Source organism: Methylolobus aquaticus (assembly GCF_054172105.1).
Genome location: NZ_JBSYXP010000002.1, coordinates 366,910 through 392,447, shown reverse-complemented (window position 1 = coordinate 392,447; position 25,538 = coordinate 366,910). Strand labels below are relative to the sequence as shown.

Here is a 25,538-nt window from a genome sequence, read left to right as displayed (position 1 = left end):
GTAGATACCGTATTTTACCCCGTCCAGAACGCCGGAGCCCCCGCCACACAACGCCTTCGGAGTTTTTCACCAGCCTGTTATGTCTCGACCGCTCCGGAGAAGGCGGCGGGTGTGCCCCCCAATGTGACGATCTACCCCGTCAAGGTGACATATCAGCTTCCCAGCCTTCCCGGATCCGATCCGCAGCAGACCGTCGCCAGGAACGTCTACGAGAACGTTTACGAAGAGCTCGTGTGCGACTGAGCGATTCGTCTCCTTCGGCGAGACCTCGCCGATCTTGGCCCAGCGGTCGTCGAGATGGCAGTGAGGGCCCTCTCTCCGCATCCGCGGCTGCCTCAGTCAGCCGCGCGACTGGGGCTGAAGCTTTCGAACAGAAGCGGAGGGGGCCCGTCAGTCGGTAATGGGCCGCAGAACGGAATGCCGACACGGCGATTCTCCACGGCCCTCCCACGCCCGTAAATCCGTGCAAATACTGAGCGACTCTGGCCAAAAGCCGTCATCCTTGAACGAGCAGTTCCCCTCTGCTCCAGACAGTCAGCGACGCCTTCGCCCTTGTCATGTGCCAACCCAACCGGTTGTTGCGGCCGCCGCTCAGAATGGGCCGATCCCCATCTGGTTACTCCGCAGGGGCAGACTGGATTCCCCTCTCACTCCCGCGCATGACGCCGATGCTTGAGGCGCGGATATGCGCCGCGATGGCTCAACCCCACGGCCTGATCGGTTCCTCTACGGGTTTCACGTCCAGTTGCCCGGCGCCGCCCAGGGCCTTGTACAGTGCGATCAGGTTCGTCGTGGTCTGGGCCTGCGACTGCGCGAGCGCCAGTTCTTCGGCCAGCACGGAGCGCTCGGCATCGAGCACCTCCAGGTAGGTCGCCAGTCCTTCCCGGTAGCGCAGCGTCGCCTGATCCCGGGCGAGCTTGAGCTGGCTGACCGAGCGCGCGAGGCCTTCCCTCCGCTGCGCTTCGGTCAGGAACTGCTTCATCGCCGTTTCGGTTTCGTGCAGGGCGGTGAGGACGGTCTTTTCGTATTTGAAATAGGCCTCCTGCTGCCGGGCGTCGGCCAGATCGATGCCGGCGCGGATGCGGCCGAAATTGAAGATGGGCTGGGTGATGGCTGTGCCGCTGGCCCAGGCGAACGAGGACGATCGGAACAGGTTTTCCAGGTCGGAGTTCTGCATCCCCAGAAAGGCCGCGACCGAGATCTTCGGGAACAGCTCGCCTAACGCTGCGCCCTGCAGCGCGGTGGCGGCGGCGAGATGGCGTTCGGCGGCGCGCACATCGGGCCGGTAGCGCATGGTGTCAGCCGGTTTCGTCAGAAGTGCGCGCACGTCGGAGCCGGGGACCGGCCGGGGCTCGCGGAGTTGCGAACGGAGCGCGCCGGGCTGGGCGCCGGTCAGGATTTCCAGTCGGTACTCCGCTGCGGCCAATTGTCCTTCCAGTTGGGGGATCCGGGCCTGCGTGGCATCGAGCTGGGCCCCGGCGCGCGCCACATCGAGGTGCGTGCCGAGACCCTCGCGGAAGAGTTGCTCGGTCAGCGCCAGAGTCTGTCGCTGCGAGTCCAGGCTGGCCACCGTGATACGCTGCTGAGTCTGCAGATTGCGGTAGTCGGTGTAGGTGCGGGCGAGTTCCGCGGCCAGCAGCGCCCAGGCCTGGGCATGGTCCTCGATCGCAGCATCGGTCTGGGCATCGGCCGCTTCCAGCCGCCGCCGGAGCCGGCCGAACAGGTCGATCTCCCAGATCGCATCGAAGCCCGTCAGGAAGTAATTGAACGGCCGCGACCCCGACGGTCCGAAGGGCAGCAGGTTGTCGACGCGGGCACCGACGGCATTGGCAGAAACCTTCGGGAACAGGTCGGCGCGGTTGGCGCGGCGCTCGGCGCGGGCCTGCTCGATCCGGCTGAAGGCCATTTTCAGATCGAGGTTCCGGGCAAGTGCCTGGGTCATCAGCTGGTCGAGCTGCGGGTCGTGGAAGCTCGTCCACCAGGTCTTCAACGCCGCTCGAGAGACCGGTTTCAGGTCGGCGGCCGGATCCCGCGCCGCGGTCCAGCGATCGGGCAGGGACTGTGCGGGCGTGCGGTAATCGGGACCCACCATGCAGCCTGACAGACCCAGCAGCACACCGAGCGCGACCCGTTTCCCCGTGCTCATTGCAGCTTGCTCCGCACGAACACCGTCGCGGCGGACAGCGTCACCGCGGCAATCGCCGCCATGGGCCACGCATGAGCCAGGATCTCGGACGCCGGCAGCGCCTTCAGGAAACTGCCCTGCAGGATGATCAGGTAATGGGTCAGCGGGATGATCTGTGCGATACCTTGCAGCAGCTGCGGCATGTTCTCGACGGGCGTGGCGAAGCCCGACATCAGCACCGCCGGCACACCCATCGCGAAGGTTCCGAGGATGGCCTGCTGCTGCGTGCTGCAGATCGACGAAATCATCAGTCCGATCCCCACGATCGAAACGATGAACAGCAGCAGGCTGCAGAAAAGCAGCGGGAACGAGCCGGTGAAGGGCACACCGAACCCGAATACGCCTGCCGCGGCCATGACCAGTCCCATCACCGTGCCGATCAGCAAGGCGGGAACGAGCTTGGTCAGGACGATCTCGGTCGGTGTGCACGGCGAAACCAGCAACTGATCGAAGGTGCCCAGTTCCCGCTCGCGAGCGATGGACAGCGCGGTGACGAGCAGGGTCGCGAACATTACCAACACGCCACCGAGGCTGGGCACGATGAACCAGCGGTAGATCAGGTTGGGGTTGAACCAGTGCCGTATCGCGAGGCCGTCGCGGTCCGCTGCCGGCGGTAACCATTCCCCCCCGCTTTGCTGGGAAGTGGGAGCGAGCGGGGAGGGCGAGACCGTCTGCGGGAGGGAACCCGCAGTCGAGCCTCCAGGGACGGATTCACGGCGAGTCTCGACCTCCCCGCCCGCTCCCTCGAGGGGGAGGCGTGAGTCGTTACCTGCCGGCGGGCTCATCCGGTCGGCATTCAGCCCGCCCACCAGGGCGTTCAGGTAACCGAGCAGGATCTGCGCGCTGTTGGCGCGGCGACCATCCAGGACCACCTGTATGCTTGCGGGCCGCAGCGCGCCCAGGTCGCGCGAGAAGTTCTCCGGGATGTCGATGGTCGCGAGGACCAGGCGGCGGTCGAGCATGTCCCGGAGCTCCGCTGCACTGTGCGCGGGGCGCAGGTGGCGCACGAAGCCGGCGGCGCCGAGTCGCGACACCAGTTCATGACCCCATCGTCCGTTGTCGCGGTTGCAGACCGCGACAGCGACGTTCCGCAACTCCAGCGTTGCGGCAAAAGAGAAGATCAGCAGTTGGAAGATCGGCGGTCCGATCAGCAGGAAACGGCTTTTCGGGTCGCGCCAGACGCTCAGCAATTCCTTGACGATCTGCGCCCGTATCCGTGGTGATGGCCAACTCATGCTTCAGGCATCCAGACGCTTGTGTGTCTTGAGCCGCACCAGGACGAACAACGCCAGCCCGACGACGATCATCGCCGCCGCATTGCGCAGCAACAGGGTCCAGACGTCGCCGGCCAGGAAGATCGTCTGCAATGACGAGACGAAATAGCGCGCCGGGATCACGTAGGTCAGCGCGCGGATCGGCGCCGGCATGGATTCGATCTCGAACAGGAAGCCGGACAACAGGAAGGCCGGCAGGAATCCGGAGAACAGCGCCAGTTGCGAGGCGACGAACTGATTCCTGGCCAGCGTGGAAATCAGCAGTCCCTGCGCCAGCGCCGGAAACAGGAAGGCGGCGGACAGCGCGGTCAGGCTCAGCCAGGAGCCGCGCAACGGCACGCCGAACACGGTCACGGCCAGGATCGTGGAGAAGGCGGTGGCGACGAGCCCGAGCACGAAATACGGCAGCAGTTTGCCGGCGATGATTTCGCCGACGGATGCCGGTGTCGACAGGATCGCCTCCATCGTGCCGCGTTCCCACTCGCGTGCGACTACCAGCGCGGTCAGCAGGGTGCCGATGATGGTCATGACGACCGCGATGGCTCCGGGTACCAGGAACCGTCGGCTCTCGATCTCGGGGTTGAACCAGAAGCGCGGCGTGAGCGAGACGTTGGCGGTCCGCGCCGAGGGTCGCGAGGCCTCCCAGCCGGCCAGCACGCCGCCGGCATAGGTCGCGACGAAGTTGGCCGTGTTGGGCTGGGTGCCGTCGGTCACGACCTGGACCAGAGGGCTTGGTAGCCGGGCCGCGAGCCGTTGCTCGAAATCCTGCGGAATCACAACGAAGCCGCGCAAGCGACCGGCAACGAGTTCGCCAGTCACTTCCCGACGGTCGCGCGCCGGGCGCACGGCGAAGTACCGCGTCGCGGCGAAGGCGGCGGCCAGCGATTGGGCTTCGACGCCGTCGGACTCCGCGACGACGCCGATCCGCACCTGCTTGATGTCCAGCGAGACCGCATAGGCGAACAGCAGCAACAGCACGACCGGGAGCACGAAGGCGACCAGGATCACCGAGGGGTCGCGGACGATCTGCAGCGACTCCTTCCAGGCCAATGCTGCGACCCGTCCGACATTCGGTCCGTATCCGATAAGCCCCAGCTTCATGCGACTTCCTGCGCAGCCAGCGCGGTGTCGGCGGCATCGATGGCTTCGATCAGGTGGATGAAGGCCTCCTCCATGGACGGCAGCTCGCGATCGCGGGTCACGGCCTGGCGCTTCAGCGCGTCGGGCGCGTCCAGCGCGATCACCCGGGCCCGATACATCAGCGCGACGCGGTCGCAGTATTCGGCCTCGTCCATGAAGTGCGTGGTTACCAGCACGGTCACTCCCTTGCGCACCATCCCGTTGATATGGGTCCAGAACTCCCGCCGCGTGATGGGATCGACGCCCGACGTCGGCTCGTCGAGAAACAGCACCGGGGGTTCGTGCATGACGGCGCAAGCCAGGGCCAGCCGCTGCCTGTAGCCCAGCGGAAGCTCGTCCGGCGACGACTTCAGATAGGCCTGAAGATGGAAGATCTCGATCATCTCCTCGATCCGGGTCCGTTTCTCTGCGCCGTCCAGGCCGTAGACCCCCGCCGAAAACTCCAGGTTCTGCCGCACCGACAAGAGGCCATAGAGCGAGAATTTCTGGGCCATGTAACCCAAGCGACTCTTGGCTGCGCTGGCGGCCGTGCGAACATTCAAACCGGTCACCAGCGCTTCGCCAGCCGTCGGCTTCAGCAAGCCGCACAGCATCTTAAACGTCGTCGACTTGCCGGCGCCATTGGGGCCGAGCAAGCCGAAAATCTCGCCCTTCGCGACCTGGAAGCTGACCCGGTCGGTGGCGGTAAACTCCCCGAAGCGGCGGGTGAGCGCGCGACACTCGACCGCGAGTTCGCCGGCGAGGCTGACCGGTGCCATGCGCTCGGCCAGCACGGAAGTCCCGCCCGGACCACCGCCGAGCAGGTCGACGAAGCCGTCCTCGAAGCGCGGCGGAACCGTAACGGCCGCAGTCCCGACGGATTCTGCAAACGTATCGATTTCCGAGCGGTCGGCGCCCTGGCGCAGCACCACGCGCACGGCCTCGCCCTGGATCACGCCATCGCAGACCGATGGCAGATCCAGTGCGCGCGAGAGCACCAGGCGCCGGTCCGGCCGTGGCTGCGGCAGGCGGAAACTGCGGTCGGCGAGGGTCGCGGTCAACTCGTCGGGTGGGCCGGAGAACTGGACTTGCCCTGCGTTCAGCAGGATCACCGTGTCGCAACGCTCGGCCTCGTCGAGATAGGCCGTGGCCCATACGACGGCGACGCCGTCCGCCGTCAATGCGTTGACCATGCGCCACAGGTCCTGGCGGCTGACCGGATCGACCCCGACCCCAGGCTCGTCGAGCAGCAGCACCCTGGGTTCGGCCATCAGCGCGCAGGCCAGGCCGAGCTTTTGTTTCATGCCGCCCGAGAGCTGTCCCGCCAGTCGCGCGGTGAACGGCCCGAGCCGCGTGAAGGTGAGCAGCCGGTCGAAGCGCGCGGTCAGGTCGGCCCCCTCGAGCGCTCGCAGCCGCGCGTAAAGCCGCAGGTTTTCGATGACCGTCAGGTCCTCGTAGAGCCCGAAGCGCTGGGGCATGTAACCGGTCAGCGCGGGGATGCGCCCGGCGTCCCGTACGGTATCGTGGCCCAGCACCCGGATGGTGCCGGCGCTCGGTCGCATCAAGCCCGCCATCAGCCGCATCAGGGTCGTCTTGCCGGCCCCGTCGGGACCCACCAGGCCGGTCAGGCGCCCTGCCTCGATCCGGGCCATCAGATCGCGCAGTGCATCGACCGCACCGAAGCGCTTGGTCAGCCCGATGATCTCGATTGCGGCGGTGTGCGCGGCCTCGGGCGATGCGGCGGTCACGCTCACGTCAGTGTCGTGGGGTGGCGTTGCCGAGCTGAATCGTCACCGGCATGCCCTGGCGTAGCGCGTCGTCAGGGTCGGCCACGACGATGCGCAGACGGTAGACCAGGTCAGTGCGGAGTTCGGTCGTCTCGACGGACTTCGGGGTGAATTCGGCACGCGGCGACACGAAGCCGACCCGGCCCTGGTAGGTCTTATCCGACGAGTCGGAGCGAACGGTGACCGAAGTGCCGGGAACGACCTGGCCGAGCTGCCGTTCACCGACGTAGGCGCGGACATAGACGGGAGCGCGCAGCGAGAGCGTGTAGACAGGCGCCGCTGCGTTGACCATGCTGCCGGGCTCGCGTACCCGCGTCAGCACGGTGGCTGCAGCAGGGGAGAACAGACGGGTGTCGGCCAGGGCAGTCCGGGCCTGGGCGACGGCCGCTTCAGCGCCCCCGAGTCGGGCTTCCGCCGCAGCGATGTCTTCGTGGCGATAGCCCTCCCGTTTCAGGCCCAGGGCTGCTTTCGCTGCCGCGAGTTGCGCGGCGGCCTGATCCCGCGCCGAGCGGGCCTGGTCGTGCGCGTGCCGCGTCGTGGCGCCGGAGTTTACGACGGCGCTCTGCCGCTTCAGTTCGCCCTCCGCGAAGGCCAGCGCGGCTTCTGCCTGCCGTACCGACTGCGTGCTTTCGGCCACCTCCTGGGCGCGGTACCCCCGGCGCAGCTTCTGTAGTTCCGCGGACGCCTGGCGCGCCTGGGCCTCGGCGACGGCAAGCGCTTCCTGAAAGGGTTGGGCATCGAGCTCGCCCAGCAGGTCGCCAGGCTCCACCCGGTCGCCCTCTTCGACGGTGAGTCGGGCGAGGCGCCCGGATTGGCGGAATGCCATCTCGACATCCCGGATGTCGACGTTGCCGTACAGCACCAGCGCCGCCTCCGGCTCGCGCCGATGCGTGCTCCAGGCGTAGCCGAGTGCGGCCAGGATGCCGAGAAGCAATCCGAGCAGCGCGAGTCGTTTGGCCAGTCTCATGGCATTGTTGGCTGCTCAGCGCGGAGAGTCCGATTCCGCCAGGTCTGGTCCTCGATGGTTCCATCGATCCCGTTCGATTTGCTTCCCGCTCTCACACTCCGCCATCCATCGACAGGCTAAAGACTCAATCCTACCATCCCGCCACAGGGCTGTTCGGCCGCAGTCGAGTCTGCCCCATTGAAGCAGAGCATGCGACGAGGGCTTGGCGGGAATGCGCCACTCTGGAGGGGGCGCCGGGCGACAATCCTTTCCTGCCGGGACGGTCCGCTCGCCCTAGCGCGTGAGCCAGCCGGCAAAACTCAGCCACGCCGTCGTGCCGGCGACGGCCAGGCTCGTGATCTGCAAACCGAGCAGTAGGGCGCCTCCCTTCAGCCAGACACTCGGGACTCGGCCGTGGGCTCGGAGATCATGCAGCATGCCGGCGATGACCAACGAGTCGGTCAATCCAAAGAATACCGGCGGACCACCGGCCTGGATGAACTCAAATGGAAAACGCGCGAAGGCGGGCGCCATGATGGCGATCGTGGCCAGGGCCATGAGACGTTTGTGGGTCGGGCCATCGCGACGCAGCCACAGGGCGTAGCCGATCAGGATCGCGAACGTCGCGATGTTGAACAGGGGAATCGCCAGGAAGGAAAGGGCTGGGATGGCGGCGCTCGGCGAATGACCGTGTCGCGCTGAGACCACCGCGGTGATACTGCCGATCACCACCATGAGCACAGCGAGCACCGCACCGGCAACGCCGGTGGTCCGGTGCCAGTTCAGTCGCCGCATGCGGATCGATCCGACCTGAAAGGCGAATACGGCGATCCAGGCTGTGAACAGCAGGCCATGCCAATGAACCAGCGCATTCAGCGGCGGCGCGTCGAACCACCGGCCCAGGTAGTAGGTCCGCGCGAATCCGGTGAAGGTAATCACTGCCATCCCGACGGCCAGCAGGGCGAACAGACCGCCATCGCGCTGCCGTGCTCCAGGTTTTGGGCTCCACATGCTCACCTCCGTACTGGCTGACGGGTGACAGTACCTTTCGGTCAGGTCGATTCATACCGCCGGTCCGGAGCAGCCCGGCCGCTACGATGCCGGCGGGTGGCCGTCAGCTCAGTCATCGGGGCCGGGTTGGTCCGAACCCACGGTATGGATCTTGAGGAAGTTCGTGCCCTTGGCATGCTGCGAAGGGATGCCGCCCATGATCAGGATCTTGTCGCCCGGCGCAATCATGCCCCGTTCCAGCAGGTTGAGCTCACCCTGCTGTACCAGATCCTCGAAGGTCTCGACCTGATGGTCGATCAGCAGCGGAATCACGCCCCAGATCAGATTCAGTCGGTGGTAGGTGCCGCGATTGGGGGTCAGCGCCACCACCGGTACCGACGGACGTTCCTTCGAGGCCAGCAGGGCCGTATATCCGCTGCTGGTAAAGGCTACGATCAGGCGTAGCCGCATCGTCTTGTCGATGGCTTTCAGGGCCTCGCTGAGAGCATGCGTCTCGTCGGTGTCCGACGGCGGCAGGCAGGCGAACTCGACTTCCTTTTCGACGTCGCACGCGATTCGGGCCAGCATTTCGACGGCCCGCACGGGATACTCGCCGACGGCGGATTCGCCCGACAGCATCACGGCGTCGGTACCGTCGACGATCGCGTTGGCGACGTCGCTTGCCTCGGCCCGCGTGGGTCGTGGATTGCGGATCATGCTGTCCAGCATCTGCGTGGCCGTAATGGCCGGGATGCTGCGCAGATTACACATCCGGATGATGCGCTTCTGTAGCATGGGCACGCGCTCCGGGCTCATCTCGACGCCGAGATCACCGCGCGCCACCATGATGCCGTCACTGACCGCGACGATGGCCTCGAGCTTTTCGATGGCCTGCGGTTTTTCGATTTTGGCGATGACCGGCGTGTCCGCGTAGCCGAGGGTTGCCAGCAAGGCTTTCAGCGCCAGCACATCTTCCGGCTTGCGCACGAAGCTCAACGAAACCCAGTCGACGCCCTGCGACAGGCCGAAAGCCAGGTCGCGCTCGTCCTTGTCGGTCATGGCCGGCAACTGCAGGTCCAGGCCCGGGAAGTTGACTCCCTTGCGGCTTTTCAGCAGTCCGCCCTCGACGACCTCGCACTCGACCCGGCGTTCGCGGATCCCGCGTACGCGCAGTTCCAGCAGCCCGTCATCGAGCAGTACCTGTTCGCCGGGCGAAGCGTCTTCAGCGAGCAGTTCGTAGTCGATCGGGATGCACCCGGGCGCACCGTCGAATTCGGACGCGGGCACCAGCGTGACCATCTGCCCGCCGGTGAGCTGAACCTCGCCCAGCGGCAGTTGCGCAACGCGGATCTTGGGACCCTGGAGGTCCTGCAGCAAAGTGATGGGCGTGTCCATCTCGGCCGCGACCGACCTCAGCAACGCGATCATTCGCGCATGGTCCTCGTAGCTGCCGTGGGAGAAGTTCAATCGGGCGGCGGCCATACCGGCCCGCATCATCTTGCGCAGCACGTCAGGGGAACTGCTGGCCGGACCGATCGTCGCGACGATCTTGGTGCGGTGACCCCGGGCGACATCCCGATACGCGTTCAGAGCGTTCGTCGCAGGAGAGTCATCAAAGAGGCGACGGTCACTCATGCGTCAGGCTCCGATCCGTCGTCGTTGCGGGTGGCGGTCAGGGGCGTCGGTCGAGCCACGGTGGCAAGCCGCGTGCGGATTGGCCCTGCTGTCCCCAAGAGGCTGGTCGTTAATGCAATTCGTCGTCATCAAGTTCCCCCATGTTGATTAGCGGTTGTAACCCCAAGCCTGATCGTACCGTGGTAACGCTCGGGACGCGATTGCGGAAACATGCTGAGGATCCTGCGGCGATGCCGCACGGGGGTGAAGGCTGAACGCATCGCGCGGCGGCAGGTGATCATCGATGGAGTTGGCGAACGGCCGATGGGCTGCAACGCTGATCCCGATTGCGGATCGAGTAAACCAGCCTGACCAAAAGCGCGTGGCGGGCGTGCCGCCAGTTGCAAGAGATCGTTCGAGTCGCGCCGTCGTGGCGGACGTGCAGCCGGCCTTAAGCAAGAAGTCGGCATTGGCAATGCCGGACGTCGAACATGCCGGCCTGCGGCAGCAGGGTCAGGCCGCACGGGTCGGGTTCGGCCTGCCATGGCCGCTCCGAGTCCGCCAGGCCGGCGGGATGAAGGGTCCGGCGCGAGTGGCCGACCAAGTCGCGAAGTTGGGAGCAGCGTACCGGTGGACGCCGGCGTTTGAAATGTCAGGTGATCCCGTGCTTTTGCATGCGATAGAGAAGGGTGTCGCGCGAGATGCCCAGCAGCCGGGCAGAGCGACTGCGGTTCCCATTGGTGCGATGGAGCGCCTGCTTGATCAGATCGACTTCCAGTTGCTCCAGTTCGATACCGAACTCCGGCAGGGAGAACAGCGGCTTGTTCTCCGGCATACGATGAGAGATTTCCCCGGGCAGGTTGTTCTCCTCGATCACGCGGCCGGCCATCAGGATCGACAGGCGTTCGCAGACATTGCGAAGTTCGCGCACGTTGCCGGGCCATGGATAGCTGCACAACCGGCCCATCGCCGAGCGACTGAAGGTTGCCACCGGCAGGCGATGTTCCTGGGCGAACATGTTCATGAAGTGGTTCAACAGCAACTGGATGTCGCCGACGCGCTCACGCAGTGGTGGAATTTCGAGGGGCACCACGTTGAGGCGGTAGTAGAGATCCTTGCGGAACTCGCCGCGACCGATTCTCGCGTGCAGGTCGGCATTCGTGGCCGCGATCACACGGACATCGACGCGCTGCGAGGTCGTGTCGCCGACCGGCTGAATCTCGCCCGATTCAAGGAAGCGTAGCAATTTCGCCTGCAGCGGAATCGCCAGCGAGTCGACTTCGTCGAGGAACAGTGTTCCCCCGTGCGCCGCCGGCAGTCGCCCGACCTGATGCGCGACGGCGCCGGTAAACGAACCCTTGCGATGCCCGAACAGTTCCGATTCAGCCAGGGCTTCCGGCAGGGCGGCACAGTTCAGCGTAACGAAGGCCTCGTCCGACCGTGGGCTCTGTTGGCGCAGCGCACTGGCCAGAACTTCCTTGCCGGTGCCGGTTTCCCCGACGATCAGGACGGTTACATCCGTGGCGGCTACCATGCGCGCACTGCGCAACATAGCCTCGAAATTGGGCGATTGCCCGATCAAAGCCTCGAACATAACCTCACCTCTTCAATGAATACCGTGCATCACCATGGGATTCAGCCATGGGAAAGCTGCCAGCAGCGCCAGGGCGATGAGGATTAGACCCGTCACCTGGCGAAATTTATTCATTCTTGATAGCCGCACTAGCAGACTGGTCATTATACCGACCCCGAACACCGCAGGCAAAGTGCCGACGCCAAAGGCGAGCATTGTCAAGGTGCTGCGCAACACGCTGTCGGAGGTCGCTGCCAGTGCCAGCGCGGTATAAACCAGACCGCACGGGAGCCAGCCCCAAACCAGCCCGAAGAGATAGGCCTGTCCCAGTGTCTCGACCGGAATCACACGGCGTCCGTAGGGTTCGATGCGCTTCCAGAAATGTGCGCCGAACTTCTCGATATAGGCAAATCGCTGAAACCAGCCTGCGATATGCAGGCCCGCAGCGGCCATGACGACGGCGGACAGGATCTGCAGCAGACGATGGCCATGACCTTCGCCGAAGGGCAGCGTCAGCACGTGATGCAGCATCCCGGCCAGTAATCCGCCGATGGCGTAGCTGCTGATGCGTCCCAGGTTGTAACTCAACACGAAGGGCATCAGCGTGGATTTCTGCTCGCGAATCTCCTGCCGCAGGCTCAGCGTCAACGAGCCGATGATGGAGCCGCACATGCCGAGGCAGTGCAGCGAGCTGAACAGCCCCATCAACAGGGCCACCAGATAGGAGGTACTAAACGCGTTGGCTAGTTCGTGCATGGGTCGCAGCCTTTGGCGCGGACGGAAGAGGCATCAGAGAAAGCGAAATGACGCCGTTAGCGGTCGGGGCCGCCCGGCATAGCGATGCGGGTGCGGTTCAAACCGTTGCGGGCCGCTCGAACAACGGCGCGATCTGTGACTGAATCGACCGCGCGGCCTCGCGCGGGTCGGCGGCATCGCGAATTGGCCGGCCGACCACGATATAGTCGGCACCGTTCAGGAAGGCCTGCTCGACCGTGACGACGCGCTTCTGGTCGTCGGCCGGACGATTGTCGACCGGGCGGATGCCGGGGGACACGACGATCAGTTTTTGATCGACGCCATCCCGCAGCTTGGGGACCTCCAGGCCGGAAGAGATGACCCCGTCGCAGCCCAGCTCCAGTGCCCGCCGCGCTCGTGACAAGACCAGGGATTCGATGTCACAGGCAAAGCCCAGGTCGTCCAGGTCGCCGCGATCGAGGCTCGTCAATACGGTTACGGCAAGAATCTTCAGGGCGCCCTTGTTGCGGACGGCCGCTTCCAGGATCGCGTCATTGCCATGGACGGTCGCGAAATCGACGCCCTTGCCGCTGAGCACGCGGACGGCCCGGCCAACGGTTTCCGGCACGTCAAAGAACTTCAGGTCCACGAAAACGCGCTTGCCGAGCGACTTCAACCGCTCCACCAGCCCGAAGTAGTCGCCGGTCATCAGCAGTTCCAGCCCGACCTTGTAGAAACGAACGGCATCGCCAAGCCGGTCCACCAGTTCCAACGCGGCCTCGCAGGTGGGTAAATCGAGTGCGACGATCAAACGCTCGTCGACAGGGATCGGTTTGGTGGACAGCAGGCGGTTCATCGATCCAAGGGTTCTGTACGTCAATGCTGGGACAAAGATCGGGTGGCGGGAAATCCCGCGTGGCGCCGGTCGTTCAGGATCGTCGAGTGCCGGATCAGCCGCAGCGTCACGGTCCGGAGGACCACGGCGGGAGAGGCGCCTTCCCCGCGCTGCCGGAAGCGGTTTTAGCGGTTTGCTGCTGCGCCTTCTGGTGCTGATCGTAGAGGTAATTTTCGTCGAGGATCCCGGTGGCGCCCGTGCCGGCTCCCAGTGGCGCCTGCCCGGCGATGGCGCCCGCCGGTGCCCGGGCCGCAGCCGCAGCGGGTGGCGGTGCCGGCTTGGTAGCGCATCCCGCCAGTACCATTGCGGCCAGCAGCGGCAGTGCGGGCTTGATCTGGAGCCCGGCCATCAGGGCACCTCGCGCGTACATGGCCATTTTTCGATCATGTATTTGAACAGAATGTGCACGGCGCGGTCCTTGTCGTATTCGGGGTGTGCCTTGCTCCATGCGATGAAGTCGGCGATGAACTGTTCCCGAGGCTGTTGTGTGCTGTCCGGGCAGAACAGCGGCTGGTACATCGGTGATACGGCGAGACCTTCGTAGTAGTGATAGGCTCCCACCACGTAGCCATGACAAAAATGGATCGCTTCCCGGTAAGTCGGGGTGCTGGCCGGCGTGCTGCATAAGGCCACGAGTTCGGCGACGTTCTTGACGTCGAAACTCGACGGGCTGGTGGCGCCCGCAGCGGCGCTTGCGCCCAGCGTGGCGCACGCGGCCAGAGCGGACAATCGAACGCGTCGACCCAGTTCTTTCGGCAACATCGGCAGCTTTTCCCGGATAGGCCAATCAGTGCGCCGAATATTACCGCCAATCCGCCCTTCGCGGGAAGCCGCGTGCCTTCGAGCTTCCGGCGTGGGCTCCGGACGGGCGCCCCGTTTACGGCGGTTAAGGCAGGTCCAGGCAGCGCGGAGTCGGCCGCCGACGTTAAACTAGCGGTCGACGTCATGAGTCAACTGGTACCCAGCACCGTGAGCAATGCCGTAGCCGAGATCTTTTCGCAGGGGGACGAGGTACTGACCGGCCAGATTGCCGATACGAATGCGGCCTGGCTGGCCCGCGCGGTCACACGACTGGGCTTCGACGTGATCCACCACAGCGCGGTCGGCGACCGGCTGGAGCCGATGGTCGAGCAATTGCGCGTGATTGCGGGCCGCTCGGACCTGTGTATCGGGACCGGGGGGCTGGGCCCGACCGTCGACGACTTGACGGCCGCCGCTGTCGCTACGGCTTTCGACCGCCCGCTGGCGCTCGATCCGGTGGCCTTGGAGCAAGTCGAAGCCTATTTCGCCCGTCGCGGACACACGATGGCCGAGGTCAATCGCAAGCAGGCCTGGCTGCCCTCGGGTTCGCATCGGCTGGACAATCATTGGGGCACGGCGCCGGGGTTTCTCGTACAGCAGGAACGCTGCCTGTTCGTTTTTCTTCCGGGGGTGCCGAGCGAGATGCAGGCGATGTTCACCCATGGTGTCGAGGCCCGGATTATCGAAAGTTACCGCTTGCAGCCGCCCCGGGTGGCGGTACTGCGCACCTTCGGTCTCGGCGAGTCGGCGCTGCAACAGAAACTTGAGCCGCTGGGTCTGCCGCCGGGAGTGCGTCTCGGCTTCCGCGCCGGGGTCTATCAGAACGAAGTGAAGCTGTCGTTCCCCTGGGATTTTCCCGCGCAGGAATCCGAAGCCCTGGTGGCGCGTGCTGCAGCTCTGATCGGGGACGGCGTGTTCGCGATAGGCGATGTCGAGGCGGCGGAAGGCTCACTGGCCGCGGTCGTCGGCAAATGTCTCGCCGCGCGAGGCGCGACACTCGCGACTGCCGAAACGTTCACCGCAGGGCAGCTTGCCTGGCTGTGTCGGGGTCAAGGCTGTTTGCTGCACTCGGCAGTCGCACCGCGGTCCGAGCCGCTGTTTCGACTGCTCGGTGCGGAACCCGGCGAGCGGTTTTCCGATCCACAGGTCGATGCCGTCAGCCTGGCCGGATGGCTGCGCTCCCGGTGTGGAGCCGATTACGCCCTCGCGATTCTGGGATCGCCCACCCCGGACAGCGTCGAGCGCTTGCCTCCACCCGCGACGGTGGCGATCGGTCTGGCTGGTCCGCTCGGGAGTTCGGTGCGTGCCTTGACGCTTGCCGGCACCGCCGAGCGTCGGCAGATGCAGGCCGCGGCTGCCGCGCTGGATGATCTGAGGAGGCATCTCATGCAAGAATCCCGATGCGACTAACGGGCCACCAGGAGGATCGCTTCGATAGGGCTCATATGGATGACCGGAGCCCGGGTCGTCGCCGCCCGAGTCCCGGTCAGCCACTGGTCGCTGTCTCCATGAGCACGATAGGCCATTCCCAATGTCTTCTCTAGCGATCCTGATGCGCGCCCTGCCTTGCCTGGCAGCGTTGTGCGGCGGTCTCGCCAACGCGGCGACCACTCCGACGGAAGCGCGCGCTCGACTGATCGACGAACTGCGAACGCAGCGCTCGCAACTGGCCGGCGAGCTCGGGTCACCCGCGTTCGATGAACGCGTGCTGGCAGCCGTGGGTCGGGTTCCGCGTCACGAGTTCGTGCCGGATCCGCTCAAGTCCCGCGCTTACGAGAATCGGCCGTTGCCCATTGGTGGCGGGCAGACAATCTCGCAGCCTTTCATCGTGGCGCTGATGACCGATTTGCTGCGGCTCAAGCCGGGCGACCGCGTGCTCGAAATCGGCACCGGCTCCGGATACCAGGCGGCCGTGCTGGCCGAGTTGGTCGATCGCGTCTATACGATCGAAATCGATCCGGAACTGGGCCGCCGGGCTGCCGAGACCTTGTCTCGGCTGGGGTACTCGCGCGTGACACCGCGCATCGGCGATGGCTACCAGGGTTGGTCCGAGCACGCACCCTTCGACGCGGTTATCGTTACCGCGGCCCCCTCCAGCATCCCACCGCCTTTGCTGGCGCAACTGAAGCCCGGTGGGCGGCTTGTGATTCCCGTCGGTGAAGCCTTCGCAGTGCAGTCACTGATGTTGGTGACCAAGCAGCCGAACGGGCGGATTGCCGTCGAGGAGATTCTCCCGGTTGCATTCGTGCCACTGACCGGGGCTCGCTGAATTCGTGATGCGATCCTGGCCTTCGAGCCTGCTGCCGCTGGCCGTCTGGGGCATCGGCGGCGCGGCGCTGGGTTATGAACTCGTTTTGGCGCGTCTGCTCGCGATCAGTCTATGGCCGGCCCTGACTGCGACCTTGCTGACGCTGGCTGCCCTTGGGGGGGCAGTGAGCGGGACGGTCCTGAGCGCTCTGCGCCTGCCTGAGAACAACGCTCCCGCATGCCTGTGCGCCGTCAATGCCCTGGCCTTCGCGCTGAGTGTCGTCGCCTGCGCCTCGACCGCGGCTGCGGTCATGTTCGATCCGCTCGACCTCCTGTCCGGCGTTTCCGGCTGGTTGCCCCTGATGCTCGCGGGCGCCATCCTGGGGCTCCCGCTTTTTTTTGCCACCAATTGCCTCGTGTTGGTCATGGTCCGTTTCCCCGCGGGAATCGCCGGCGTCTACGCGGCCAACCTGATCGGGGCGGGTATGGGCGGCATCGCGATCACTGCAGCCCTGTTTCTGCTGTCCCCCGGTGAGGCGATGGTCGGGGTGGCGCTGGTGGGCGCTGCCGTTGGCTGGCTCGCTTTGTTGGCCGCCGGGGAGCGGCCGCGCTGGTTGTGGTCTGCATTGACGCTGGGCAGCCTGGCCTTGGCGGTTTTGCTGGTCCGGGTGGATCTCGAACCGTTCCACGGCGCGGGGAAGGATGCGGCGCGCTGGCTGGGAGCGATGGGGGCCCGCGAAGCGGCGCGACGTGACAGTCCGCTGGGTCGATTGCAAATCGTACGGAACGAGCAGATTCCGCCGCGCTATGCGCCCGGCCTCGCCCTGACGAGTCGGGTAGCCTTGCCCGAACAATTGGTCGTGCTGGCCGATGGCGAATTCCGGGGCGTCATCGATCGCGCCGGTGATCCGCCGCAGCGAACGGCGTATCTCGATCGCTTGCCATCGGCGCTGCCCTACCACCTGTTGGCGCCCCGACCGACCGTTCTGGTGCTCGGCGCCGGCGGCGGATCATTCGTGCGGCAGGCACTGGAGCACCACGCGGCGCGCGTAGATGCCGTAGAGCCGAATCCACAACTGTCCGGACTGGTGCGAGACGATTTCGGCCCCTTCGCCGGTCATCTCTTCAGCGATCCGCGCGTCGTATTGCACATCGCCGACGCACGCGCTTTCATCCGCGGCGCCGACGCGCGCTGGAACCTGATCCAGTTGCCGCTGGAACAGGCCCCGGCGGTGGCCGTCGGCGCCGTCCGCGGCCTGGATGGTGACTTCGCCTACACGGTCGACGCGCTGGTCGACTACTTGCGCCGCCTCGAGCCGGGCGGCCTTCTGGCCGTAACCGGCACTGGGCGACAACCGCCGCGGGACGGCGTCAAGCTGTTTGCCACGGCGCTCGCCGCGCTCGAGCGTCTCGAGGTGCCGGCGCCGCCGCACCGGCTGGTGTGGGTCCGCAGCTGGCAAGTGACCACACTGGTGCTCAAGAACGGGGAGTTTGCCCGAGATGAACTGGAGCGCATCCGCCGGTTCGACCGCGAGCGCGGTTTCGACGAAGGGTATCTTCCGCGGGATGGGGCGGGCCAGGCGGACGGTAGCCAGGGCAGGCCAGGGGGGGCACCGAGGCCGCCGGTGCTGGCCCTGGTAGGCCCACAACGCGACGAATTCCTGCGGAACTATGCCTATCGCGTCGAGCCTGCGACCGACGATCGGCCCTATTTCTTCGATTTTTTCCGCTGGCCGCTGCTATCCCGGCTGCAGTCGACCAGGGGCGCCGGGGCGCCGACCGCGCTTGATATGACCTATCCCCTGCACCTGCTGGCCCTGTGTCTGGCGCTGATCGCCGCGGTCGTGTTGGCGGCGCTGCCGCTCGGTTCGCTACGTCGGCAGCCGGAGCAGCCAACTCGCGCACGCTTGTTCAAGGTCGCGGCGTATTTTTCGATGATCGGGATGGGAGTCGTTCTGAATACCCTCGTCTATCTGGAGCGACTCACACTGTACCTGGCGCATCGGGTGTATGCGGTGCCGGTGATCGTGGCCGGCTTCCTGGTGTTCGCCGGGATCGGTAGCCGGCTGACAGCCCACATTCCGCGGCGCACTGCCCGTGGTCGTGCGCTGCTGGCCGCAGGCGGGCTCGTCACCTGCAGCATGCTCTACTACCAGTTCGGCGAGCCGCTGCTCGCGCCTTCCGAAGGCTTGCATCTGGCCTTCAAGCTGCTGATGGTCCTCGTCGTCATCGTTCCCCCCGCGCTCTGCATGGGCCTCATGCTTCCCCTGGGCATGAAGCGCCTGACCCACGACGGGGCGCAACTGGTGCCATGGGCCTTCGGTATCAACCGCGGTGCGGCAGCCGTCGCACCGGTCCTCGGCATCGTTGTCGCGATGGAGTTCGGCCAATCCACGTTACTGCTCATGGCGGCTGTATGCTACGTGTGCGCCGCGCTCGCGGTGCCGTGATCGCGCTTACGCTCAGGGACGGAGGCCGTCAACGCTGACGATGCGATCCAGTGGGATGACCGCGCCATCGGCGATCACGGCAAACTCGCGGCCGTCACGCGTCAGCAGGTCGGTGACGATGGTGTCGACGCTGATCTCCAGGTTGTGCTCGTCCCGATAGACCATTCGGCACGACCGCCTGCGCAAGGCGCGCAGTTCCAGTTCGTCGTGGAACGCACAGGAGACGGGATCGTGGCTGCGGTTCATGGGTGCGGTTGCAGGCTGTGGCTCAGGGATGGACGCTGACTGTCAGCCCCAGTTGGCGGATACGCCCGGCGAAGCTCTCCATCCATTCCGCCGACAAGGGCGACAGCCGTGACGCTTCGGCCTGCAGGGATGGGCGGGCGAGACCGTACAACATTACGCCCAGCAACGGTACGCCGGCTTGCAGGCGGGCCGCCAGGAAGTCGAGGTAGGCTTGCCGCTCGACCCCGCTCGGTGCTTCGCCGTCCAGTTGGAACAGACAGGTCTGGATCCAGGTCGGGCAGAGCGCTGCGCAGGTCTCCAGATCCAGCGCCATAGCAACCGGAGAGCGCGCGACGCGATTGATCCGTTGCAAGCCGGCCGGCGTCGCGCTGTCGATCTTGAACCAGACCTCGCCGCCCAGCGTTGACCAGCGGGCGAGACCGGCGCGAACATGCGGTCGCCGGATCAGGCTGCCGTTGGTGATCAGTACCAGCTTGATGTGCCCCAACAGGCCCGCCGCGTGAGCCGCTGAGCCGATGAGGTCGATTATCGCCGGCAAGGCACGCGCGCTGGTCGGTTCGCCGTTGCCGGAGATGGCGATGTCGCAGACGCGGCGGCACTCGTCCGGCACGTCGAAGCGGTTGAAAAACGTCCCCGCCGTAATCGCGCCGAGCAGAGTCGACAGTTCGTCTCGCAGGCGATCCAGATCGATCTCGGGCGCGGCGCCGCGGACCAGGTCGGGCACCTGGCAATAGCGGCATTGCCAGTTGCAGGCGTTGTTGGGGTTCAGATTGATCCCGATCGAGACGCCGCCGGACCGCCGCGACAGCACGGGGTACAGATAGGTCAGTTCGGCGCTGTCGCGGCGGTGGTCCTGCGTCGTGAGTTTCATGCTTGCCCTGTGTCTTGACCTCAGTCACCGGGCATCGCCGGACTGCGGTGGCCGGGTCCGGTGCGCCGGGCGTCAAACCCTGTTCGAGCGCCGGCGGAGGCGGCATGTTCCGTTGCCGCCCAATTGACTCCGTGTATGCTGTCGAGGTTTACGATCCGACGGGGTGCCACGGCCTACGCGCCGCTTCCCGGTGGCCGGCGACGAGGCGTATCGCTCGCGCCCCGTTTCGAACCGGTGTTTTAGCGGTAGTATTACGGCCGACTCACTCCGCACCCGTTCTTTCGATCACGCCGAGGATGAAGCGCATGAAGGCCGACGGACGACACTATTCTGAACAGCTTGGCGAAATGCCACCCACCGCCGCGCGGTGGCGCGGTGACTGTCGCCGCAATCGAAGCCCGCGGGGTATCCGAGCCGGCGCGTTCCTGTCGTGCGGGCTGCTGGCGCTGGCATTGGCCGGATGCGCGTCGGAAACGGTTCGCTACAAGCTCGTGCCGCCGCCCGGGGCCGCCGGCGAAGCCTGCGTAGCCAAATGCGACGAGCAGCGGAAGTCCTGCAATGAAAGCCTACAGAACGAGTTCGAGGTTTGCCAGACGCAGTACCGCGAGGATATGTCGATCTACACGCGGTGCCGCAACAGTTCTCTGGGCCCGGCGCCGGGGTCGCAGTTCAGCTGCAATACTCCCCGACCCTGTCAGCTCCCCCGCGGAGAGTCTTGCGACGAAGCCTATCGCGCGTGTTTCCAGGCCTGCGGCGGCAAGGTGGAAGAGGAGCCATCGTCCTGACCGGATGGCTGCCGTCGGCGGGGTCCCGAAAGCTGACAAGGCATGATCGAATCGGTTAAAGTTCGCCGATCGTAACGCCTGCAGGAAACGACCATGAAAGACTTTTGGATCGCCCCGTCGATACTGTCCGCCGATTTCGCCCGACTCGGTGAGGAAGTGGACAATGTGCTGAAGGCCGGCGCGGACATCGTGCATTTCGACGTGATGGACAACCATTACGTGCCCAACCTGACCATCGGGCCGCTGGTATGCGAGGCGCTCCGCAAACACGGGGTTACCGCGCCCATCGACGTCCATCTGATGGTGAAGCCGGTGGACCGGATCATCCCGGACTTTGCGAAGGCCGGCGCCACCTACATCACCTTCCACCCCGAGGCGTCGGAGCATGTCGATCGCAGCCTGCAACTCGTTCGCGATTCGGGCTGCAAGTCGGGCCTGGTCTTCAATCCGGCCACGCCACTGGAGTATCTCGACTACGTGATGGAAAAGGTCGACATGATCCTGCTGATGTCGGTCAACCCGGGCTTCGGCGGGCAATCGTTCATTCCCTACGTGCTCGACAAGCTGCGGGCCGTAAGGGAGCGCATCGACCGCAGCGGTCGTGACATCCGGTTGGAGATCGATGGTGGCGTCAAGGCCGACAACATCCGCGAAGTCGCCGCGGCCGGTGCGGATACCTTCGTCGCCGGGTCGGCCATTTTTGGGGCGGCCAAGGCGTCCGATCCAAACCATTACGACACGATCGTCGGCAGCCTGCGCAGCGAGCTGGCCAAGGCGCGCGGCTGATGCGTGAACCGGGATCCATGGTGCGCTGCGGGCTGAATGGCGGCACGCTGTCCCGCGGTGCCCTGGGTTCTCACGCGAACCCTCCGGACGGGAGCCGGAATCGCGCCGGTTGGGTGCCGATGAGGTCCCGGTCGGCGCAATGTCATGGGGGACGATGGCGCAGCCGGACGTGATCCGCAGCCGGCGTCCTGCCGGCAGCCGCACAGGAACGGCGCCGCCGTTCTTCCGCCGCGCTGACTCAGGAAATCCCCTCTGATGACCCCCGAAGCCTTCCAGCAGTACGCCGACCAGGGCTACAACCGCATCCCCGTTTGTCGTCAGGTCCTGGCCGACCTCGATACCCCGCTGAGCGCCTACCTGAAGCTTGCCGACGCGCCGTATTCGTATTTGTTCGAATCGGTGCACGGCGGGGAACAATGGGGGCGCTACTCGATCATCGGTCTGCCCTGTCGGACGGTGGTTTCCGTACACGGCCATGACATCACCGTGCAGCGTGACGGCGTCACCGTCGAACGCCTGAACGCCGACAATCCGCTGCTGTGGATCGAAGCATTTGCGGCGCGTTACCGCGTTCCCGTGGTCCCGGGACTGCCGCGTTTCACCGGCGGACTGGTCGGCTATTTCGGCTACGAGACCGTGCAATACGTCGAACCGAGGCTGCGGAACGACAAGCCGGATCCGATCGGAGCGCCGGACATTCTGCTGATGGTCTCCGAGGACCTGCTGATCTTCGACAATCTCAGCGGCAAGCTGCTGTTGTTGACGCAGGCCGACCCGGCGGAGCCGGACGCCTACCAGCAGGCCATGGGCCGTCTCGCGGAGCTGGTTGCCGCGCTGCAGGACCGGCGGGTGGCCCGAAGGCCGTCCCGCTCGGCCGGGCGCGCGGTGGACGAAGCCGACTTCGTGTCCGGTTTCACCCGCGAGGGCTTCGAGAGCGCGGTTCGTCGGGTCAAGGATTACATCGTCGAAGGTGACGTGATGCAGGTGGTGTTGTCGCAGCGCCTGTCGATCCCGTTTGCCAGCGCGCCGCTCGACCTGTACCGCGCGCTGCGCTGCCTGAACCCCTCCCCATACATGTACCATCTGAATCTCGGGGAATTTCACGTCGTCGGATCCTCGCCCGAGATTCTGGTTCGCGTCGAGGACGGTGTCGTGACGGTGCGGCCGATCGCCGGCACGCGCAAACGCGGGGTTACGGCGGAAGAGGATCTCGCGCTCGAAGCCGATTTGCTGGCCGACCCGAAGGAAATCGCCGAGCATCTGATGCTGATCGACCTGGGTCGGAACGATGCCGGGCGCGTGGCCGAGACCGGAACGGTTCAGGTGACCGATCGCATGATTATCGAGCGCTATTCCCATGTCATGCACATCGTGTCGAACGTGACCGCACGGCTAGGCGCCGGCAAGGACGCCTTCGACGTGCTGTCGGCCACCTTTCCCGCCGGCACCGTCAGCGGTGCGCCGAAGATCCGCGCCATGGAGATTATTGCCGAACTGGAACCGGTCAAGCGCGGTGTCTATTCGGGCGCCGTCGGCTATGTCGGGTGGTCCGGAAATCTCGACACGGCGATTGCGATCCGCACCGCGGTGATCAAGGACGCTACGCTGCACATTCAGGCCGGCGCCGGAATCGTGCACGATTCGATCCCTGCGAACGAGTGGGAAGAGACCATGAACAAAGGCAGGGCGATATTCCGCGCGGTGGCGATGGTCGAAGCGGGCCTGGAACGGGATGCCAGCCCATGAGCAACCGCGTCCTGATGATCGACAACTACGACTCGTTCACCTACAACCTGGTGCAATATCTGGCGGAACTGGGGGCTGAAGTCGACGTGGTGCGCAATGATCAGATCGCGGTGGAGGGGATCGATGCCCTCGCTCCGGATCGGATCGTGGTCTCGCCCGGCCCCTGTACGCCGCGCGAAGCCGGCATCTCGGTGGAGGCGATCCGGCGCTATGCGGGCCGGCTGCCGATACTCGGGGTCTGTCTGGGCCATCAGAGCATAGGCTACGCCTTCGGTGGCGAGATCGTGCATGCCAAGTCCATCATGCACGGCAAGTGCTCGATGGTCCGTCATCGCGACGTCGGTGTGTTTCGTGGCCTGGACAATCCGTTTCGGGCGACCCGCTACCATTCGCTGGTGATCGCTCAGGAGAGCCTGCCCGACTGCCTCGAGGTGACGGCCTGGACCGAGACCGAGGACGGGGGCATCGACGAAATCATGGGCGTCCGCCACCGTGAACTTGCGATCGAAGGGGTGCAGTTCCACCCGGAATCGATCATGACCGAATACGGTCACGAACTGCTCCGTAACTTCCTGGCCCTCTAGCGTCGGATACCGCGAATGGACATGCCACAGGTGCTGCAGGCCTTGCTCGACGGCCGGGATCTCAGCGGATCCCAGATGCGCAGCGTGATGCGAACCATTATGAGCGGTGGGGCGACGCCCGCCCAGATCGGTGCGTTCCTGATCGCGCTGCGGGCCAAGGGGGAGAGTGTCGACGAGGTCGCGGCTGCGGCGCAGGTCCTGCGCGAGGTCGCCACTAAGGTGCCGGTGCGGGGCGCCCACGTCATCGACACGTGCGGCACGGGCGGTGACGCCAGCAAGACCTTCAATATCTCGACGACGTCGGCCTTCGTCGTCGCGGCCGCCGGCGGCAAGGTCGCCAAGCATGGTAGCCGCTCGGTGTCGAGTCGGTCCGGCAGCGCCGACGTGCTGGAGGCCGCCGGAGTCAGGCTGGACCTTACACCGGAGCAGGTGAAGCGCTGTATCGATCAGATCGGCGTCGGTTTCCTGTTCGCGCAACGCCATCATGGCGCCATGAAATATGCGATCGCACCGCGCAAGGAACTGGGTGTGCGGACGATTTTCAACCTCCTCGGACCTCTGACCAATCCTGCCGGTGCCGCACACCAGTTGATCGGCGTCTATTCCCCGGACTGGGTTCAGCCGCTGGCCGAAGTCCTGAAAAAGCTCGGCAGCAAACATGTGCTCGTGGTGCATGCAGAGGACGGGCTCGACGAGATCAGCATCGGCGCGCCGACGCGAATCGCCGAGTTGAAGAACGACGAAGTTTCGACCTACACCATTGCGCCGGAGGATTTCGGCTTCAAGCGTGCCAGCCTGAAGAAGCTCGCCGTCAACACCGTGGCAGGAAGTCTCGAAATCATTCGCGGGGTGCTCGAAGGCAAGACCGGACCCGCCCGCGATATCGTGGCCCTGAATGCCGGGGCGGCCATCTACGCCGCCGATCTGGTCGCCACCCTGGCCGAGGGTGTGCGCCGCGCCGAGGTCGTCATCGACGAGGGCTCGGCCCGCAACAAGCTGCAAGCCTTGATCGAATTCACTCAGTCCATCGGCGGCAGCGCATGAAGGATTCGCCCGACGTCCTCAAGAAGATCCTCGCACGCAAGCGCGAGGAAATCGCCGAACGCCGCAGGGCGGTCGCTCTGCCCGAACTGGAACGGCTGGCGGCTGCGGCCGATCCGCCGAGGGGATTCTACCGCGCGCTCGCGGGGCGGGTAGCTGAAGGCCACGCCGCGGTGATCGCCGAAATCAAGAAGGCATCGCCAAGCCGCGGCATCATCCGTGAGGACTTTCGACCGCCCGAGATCGCGCGCAGCTACGCGACTCATGGTGCGACCTGCCTATCTGTACTGACCGACCGCGATTTCTTCCAGGGCGGCGACGACTATCTGCGCGAAGCCCGCGCCGCCTGCGCACTGCCCGTGTTGCGCAAGGATTTCACGGTCGATCCGTATCAGATCATCGAGGCGCGTGCGCTGGGCGCCGACTGCATCCTGTTGATCGTCGCGGCGCTCGACGACGCACAGTTGGCCGATCTGGCGGCGACAGCAGCCACCTGGGGGCTAGATGTCCTCGTCGAGGTGCACGATGCGGAAGAACTCGAGCGAGCATTGGCATTGCCGCTGCCGATGATCGGCGTCAATAACCGGAACCTCCGCACCTTCGAAACGTCGCTCGCAACCACGCTGGAACTGCTGGAGGCGATCCCCGGCGACCGGCTGGTCGTGACGGAGAGCGGGATCTTCGCGTGCGAGGACGTCCAGTTGATGCGTGCGCACGGCGTCCATGCCTTCCTGATCGGGGAAGCGTTTATGGCGGCGCCGGACCCGGGGCTCGAACTCGCGCGGTTATTCAGGGACTAAGCGCAAACGGCGGGAGCAGCCTCCCTGGACTCAAGCCCGGCAGCGCCGGTCTTCGCGGGCAGC

At 65.5% G+C, this 25,538-nt stretch carries 24 protein-coding genes; 10 read left to right on the top strand and 14 right to left on the bottom strand.

Features of this window, described 5'->3' with window-relative positions:
* Window positions 1-243: hypothetical protein (locus ACW73L_RS04430; protein WP_498920222.1), on the top strand; the 243-nt coding region annotated here is incomplete at its 5' end.
* Window positions 244-700: 457 nt separating this feature from the next.
* On the opposite strand, the gene ACW73L_RS04425 is transcribed toward ACW73L_RS04430, so the two are convergent.
* The 12 genes from ACW73L_RS04425 to ACW73L_RS04370 form a co-directional block, all read right to left on the bottom strand.
* The gene (locus tag ACW73L_RS04425) at window positions 701-2,146 is read right to left on the bottom strand and encodes an efflux transporter outer membrane subunit (protein WP_498920220.1); all 1,446 of its coding nucleotides are present in this window, start codon (window positions 2,144-2,146) and stop codon (window positions 701-703) included.
* Window positions 2,143-3,420 carry an ABC transporter permease gene (locus ACW73L_RS04420; protein ID WP_498920218.1) on the bottom strand — a complete coding sequence of 426 codons (1,278 nt, stop codon included), beginning with the start codon at window positions 3,418-3,420 and terminating at the stop codon, window positions 2,143-2,145. Before ACW73L_RS04420 ends, ACW73L_RS04425 begins: the two co-directional genes overlap by 4 nt.
* A gap of 3 nt (window positions 3,421-3,423) precedes the next feature.
* The gene (locus ACW73L_RS04415) at window positions 3,424-4,560 is read right to left on the bottom strand and encodes an ABC transporter permease (RefSeq protein WP_498920217.1); all 1,137 of its coding nucleotides are present in this window, start codon (window positions 4,558-4,560) and stop codon (window positions 3,424-3,426) included.
* On the bottom strand, window positions 4,557-6,332 hold the full coding sequence (locus ACW73L_RS04410; RefSeq protein WP_498920215.1) for an ATP-binding cassette domain-containing protein: 1,776 nt from the start codon (window positions 6,330-6,332) through the stop codon (window positions 4,557-4,559). Before ACW73L_RS04410 ends, ACW73L_RS04415 begins: the two co-directional genes overlap by 4 nt.
* A gap of 1 nt (window position 6,333) precedes the next feature.
* A complete protein-coding gene (gene hlyD, locus ACW73L_RS04405; protein ID WP_498920213.1) occupies window positions 6,334-7,332 on the bottom strand; it encodes a secretion protein HlyD in 999 nt (332 codons plus the stop codon).
* A 273-nt stretch (window positions 7,333-7,605) separates the two neighbouring features.
* Window positions 7,606-8,322 carry a hypothetical protein gene (locus ACW73L_RS04400; protein ID WP_498920212.1) on the bottom strand — a complete coding sequence of 239 codons (717 nt, stop codon included), beginning with the start codon at window positions 8,320-8,322 and terminating at the stop codon, window positions 7,606-7,608.
* 108 nt (window positions 8,323-8,430) lie between these two features.
* Window positions 8,431-9,936 carry a pyruvate kinase gene (pyk, locus tag ACW73L_RS04395; protein WP_498920210.1) on the bottom strand — a complete coding sequence of 502 codons (1,506 nt, stop codon included), beginning with the start codon at window positions 9,934-9,936 and terminating at the stop codon, window positions 8,431-8,433.
* Window positions 9,937-10,567: 631 nt separating this feature from the next.
* Window positions 10,568-11,509 carry a sigma-54 interaction domain-containing protein gene (locus ACW73L_RS04390; protein WP_498920209.1) on the bottom strand — a complete coding sequence of 314 codons (942 nt, stop codon included), beginning with the start codon at window positions 11,507-11,509 and terminating at the stop codon, window positions 10,568-10,570.
* Window positions 11,510-11,521: 12 nt separating this feature from the next.
* Entirely contained in the window at window positions 11,522-12,244 is a 723-nt protein-coding gene (locus ACW73L_RS04385) for a sulfite exporter TauE/SafE family protein (RefSeq protein ID WP_236102452.1), read from the bottom strand.
* A gap of 97 nt (window positions 12,245-12,341) precedes the next feature.
* Window positions 12,342-13,079: an orotidine-5'-phosphate decarboxylase gene (gene pyrF, locus ACW73L_RS04380; RefSeq protein ID WP_498920206.1), complete on the bottom strand. Its 738-nt coding sequence runs from the start codon at window positions 13,077-13,079 to the stop codon at window positions 12,342-12,344.
* 106 nt (window positions 13,080-13,185) lie between these two features.
* Window positions 13,186-13,488 carry a hypothetical protein gene (locus ACW73L_RS04375; RefSeq protein ID WP_498920204.1) on the bottom strand — a complete coding sequence of 101 codons (303 nt, stop codon included), beginning with the start codon at window positions 13,486-13,488 and terminating at the stop codon, window positions 13,186-13,188.
* On the bottom strand, window positions 13,467-13,880 hold the full coding sequence (locus ACW73L_RS04370) for a Rap1a/Tai family immunity protein (protein ID WP_498920203.1): 414 nt from the start codon (window positions 13,878-13,880) through the stop codon (window positions 13,467-13,469). Before ACW73L_RS04370 ends, ACW73L_RS04375 begins: the two co-directional genes overlap by 22 nt.
* A 183-nt stretch (window positions 13,881-14,063) precedes the next feature.
* Between ACW73L_RS04370 and ACW73L_RS04365 the strand changes: the two genes are divergently transcribed.
* The 3 genes from ACW73L_RS04365 to ACW73L_RS04355 all read left to right on the top strand — a co-directional run bounded on the left by ACW73L_RS04365 (window position 14,064) and on the right by ACW73L_RS04355 (window position 18,616).
* Window positions 14,064-15,329, top strand: coding sequence for a CinA family nicotinamide mononucleotide deamidase-related protein (locus tag ACW73L_RS04365; protein ID WP_498920201.1), 1,266 nt, complete (start codon window positions 14,064-14,066; stop codon window positions 15,327-15,329).
* 121 nt (window positions 15,330-15,450) lie between these two features.
* Window positions 15,451-16,188, top strand: a complete 738-nt coding sequence (locus ACW73L_RS04360) for a protein-L-isoaspartate(D-aspartate) O-methyltransferase (RefSeq protein ID WP_498920199.1) — start codon at window positions 15,451-15,453, stop codon at window positions 16,186-16,188.
* Window positions 16,189-16,195: 7 nt separating this feature from the next.
* Window positions 16,196-18,616 carry a spermidine synthase family protein gene (locus ACW73L_RS04355; RefSeq protein ID WP_498920198.1) on the top strand — a complete coding sequence of 807 codons (2,421 nt, stop codon included), beginning with the start codon at window positions 16,196-16,198 and terminating at the stop codon, window positions 18,614-18,616.
* 12 nt (window positions 18,617-18,628) lie between these two features.
* Here ACW73L_RS04355 and ACW73L_RS04350 read toward each other — a convergent pair whose 3' ends face one another.
* Together ACW73L_RS04350 and ACW73L_RS04345 are read right to left on the bottom strand one after the other, a co-directional pair.
* Window positions 18,629-18,862 (bottom strand): hypothetical protein, encoded by a 234-nt coding sequence (locus ACW73L_RS04350; RefSeq protein WP_139559566.1) that lies wholly within the window; start codon window positions 18,860-18,862, stop codon window positions 18,629-18,631.
* Window positions 18,863-18,884: 22 nt separating this feature from the next.
* Window positions 18,885-19,733: a radical SAM protein gene (locus ACW73L_RS04345; protein ID WP_498920196.1), complete on the bottom strand. Its 849-nt coding sequence runs from the start codon at window positions 19,731-19,733 to the stop codon at window positions 18,885-18,887.
* A gap of 296 nt (window positions 19,734-20,029) precedes the next feature.
* Here ACW73L_RS04345 and ACW73L_RS04340 point away from each other — a divergent pair, with 296 nt between their 5' ends.
* The 6 genes from ACW73L_RS04340 (at window position 20,030) to trpC (ending at window position 25,475) form a co-directional block, all read left to right on the top strand.
* Window positions 20,030-20,518, top strand: a complete 489-nt coding sequence (locus ACW73L_RS04340) for an Aq_678 family protein (RefSeq protein ID WP_498920194.1) — start codon at window positions 20,030-20,032, stop codon at window positions 20,516-20,518.
* 93 nt (window positions 20,519-20,611) lie between these two features.
* Window positions 20,612-21,304, top strand: coding sequence for a ribulose-phosphate 3-epimerase (gene rpe, locus ACW73L_RS04335; protein WP_139559563.1), 693 nt, complete (start codon window positions 20,612-20,614; stop codon window positions 21,302-21,304).
* 255 nt (window positions 21,305-21,559) lie between these two features.
* Window positions 21,560-23,050: an anthranilate synthase component I gene (trpE, locus tag ACW73L_RS04330; protein ID WP_498920192.1), complete on the top strand. Its 1,491-nt coding sequence runs from the start codon at window positions 21,560-21,562 to the stop codon at window positions 23,048-23,050.
* Window positions 23,047-23,634: an anthranilate synthase component II gene (locus tag ACW73L_RS04325; protein ID WP_498920190.1), complete on the top strand. Its 588-nt coding sequence runs from the start codon at window positions 23,047-23,049 to the stop codon at window positions 23,632-23,634. The genes trpE and ACW73L_RS04325 overlap by 4 nt, the downstream gene beginning before the upstream one ends.
* A gap of 15 nt (window positions 23,635-23,649) precedes the next feature.
* Window positions 23,650-24,678, top strand: coding sequence for an anthranilate phosphoribosyltransferase (gene trpD / locus ACW73L_RS04320; RefSeq protein ID WP_498920189.1), 1,029 nt, complete (start codon window positions 23,650-23,652; stop codon window positions 24,676-24,678).
* A complete protein-coding gene (gene trpC, locus ACW73L_RS04315; RefSeq protein ID WP_498920187.1) occupies window positions 24,675-25,475 on the top strand; it encodes an indole-3-glycerol phosphate synthase TrpC in 801 nt (266 codons plus the stop codon). The genes trpD and trpC overlap by 4 nt, the downstream gene beginning before the upstream one ends.
* The last annotated feature ends 63 nt before the right edge of the window (window positions 25,476-25,538 follow it).

What these genes read in the sequence shown, in the direction of transcription:
- trpC (WP_498920187.1), top strand. Translation starts at nt 24,675, where the DNA reads ATGAAGGATTCGCCCGACGTCCTCAAGAAGATCCTCGCACGCAAGCGC.
- ACW73L_RS04370 (WP_498920203.1), bottom strand. Translation starts at nt 13,880, where the DNA reads ATGTTGCCGAAAGAACTGGGTCGACGCGTTCGATTGTCCGCTCTGGCC.
- ACW73L_RS04390 (WP_498920209.1), bottom strand. Translation starts at nt 11,509, where the DNA reads ATGTTCGAGGCTTTGATCGGGCAATCGCCCAATTTCGAGGCTATGTTG.
- rpe (WP_139559563.1), top strand. Translation starts at nt 20,612, where the DNA reads ATGAAAGACTTTTGGATCGCCCCGTCGATACTGTCCGCCGATTTCGCC.
- ACW73L_RS04360 (WP_498920199.1), top strand. Translation starts at nt 15,451, where the DNA reads ATGTCTTCTCTAGCGATCCTGATGCGCGCCCTGCCTTGCCTGGCAGCG.
- pyrF (WP_498920206.1), bottom strand. Translation starts at nt 13,079, where the DNA reads ATGAACCGCCTGCTGTCCACCAAACCGATCCCTGTCGACGAGCGTTTG.
- ACW73L_RS04350 (WP_139559566.1), bottom strand. Translation starts at nt 18,862, where the DNA reads ATGAACCGCAGCCACGATCCCGTCTCCTGTGCGTTCCACGACGAACTG.
- pyk (WP_498920210.1), bottom strand. Translation starts at nt 9,936, where the DNA reads ATGAGTGACCGTCGCCTCTTTGATGACTCTCCTGCGACGAACGCTCTG.
- trpE (WP_498920192.1), top strand. Translation starts at nt 21,560, where the DNA reads ATGACCCCCGAAGCCTTCCAGCAGTACGCCGACCAGGGCTACAACCGC.
- ACW73L_RS04355 (WP_498920198.1), top strand. Translation starts at nt 16,196, where the DNA reads ATGCGATCCTGGCCTTCGAGCCTGCTGCCGCTGGCCGTCTGGGGCATC.
- ACW73L_RS04375 (WP_498920204.1), bottom strand. Translation starts at nt 13,488, where the DNA reads ATGTACGCGCGAGGTGCCCTGATGGCCGGGCTCCAGATCAAGCCCGCA.
- ACW73L_RS04385 (WP_236102452.1), bottom strand. Translation starts at nt 12,244, where the DNA reads ATGCACGAACTAGCCAACGCGTTTAGTACCTCCTATCTGGTGGCCCTG.
- ACW73L_RS04340 (WP_498920194.1), top strand. Translation starts at nt 20,030, where the DNA reads ATGAAGCGCATGAAGGCCGACGGACGACACTATTCTGAACAGCTTGGC.
- ACW73L_RS04365 (WP_498920201.1), top strand. Translation starts at nt 14,064, where the DNA reads ATGAGTCAACTGGTACCCAGCACCGTGAGCAATGCCGTAGCCGAGATC.
- ACW73L_RS04415 (WP_498920217.1), bottom strand. Translation starts at nt 4,560, where the DNA reads ATGAAGCTGGGGCTTATCGGATACGGACCGAATGTCGGACGGGTCGCA.
- ACW73L_RS04345 (WP_498920196.1), bottom strand. Translation starts at nt 19,733, where the DNA reads ATGAAACTCACGACGCAGGACCACCGCCGCGACAGCGCCGAACTGACC.
- ACW73L_RS04325 (WP_498920190.1), top strand. Translation starts at nt 23,047, where the DNA reads ATGAGCAACCGCGTCCTGATGATCGACAACTACGACTCGTTCACCTAC.
- hlyD (WP_498920213.1), bottom strand. Translation starts at nt 7,332, where the DNA reads ATGAGACTGGCCAAACGACTCGCGCTGCTCGGATTGCTTCTCGGCATC.
- trpD (WP_498920189.1), top strand. Translation starts at nt 23,650, where the DNA reads ATGGACATGCCACAGGTGCTGCAGGCCTTGCTCGACGGCCGGGATCTC.
- ACW73L_RS04400 (WP_498920212.1), bottom strand. Translation starts at nt 8,322, where the DNA reads ATGTGGAGCCCAAAACCTGGAGCACGGCAGCGCGATGGCGGTCTGTTC.
- ACW73L_RS04420 (WP_498920218.1), bottom strand. Translation starts at nt 3,420, where the DNA reads ATGAGTTGGCCATCACCACGGATACGGGCGCAGATCGTCAAGGAATTG.
- ACW73L_RS04425 (WP_498920220.1), bottom strand. Translation starts at nt 2,146, where the DNA reads ATGAGCACGGGGAAACGGGTCGCGCTCGGTGTGCTGCTGGGTCTGTCA.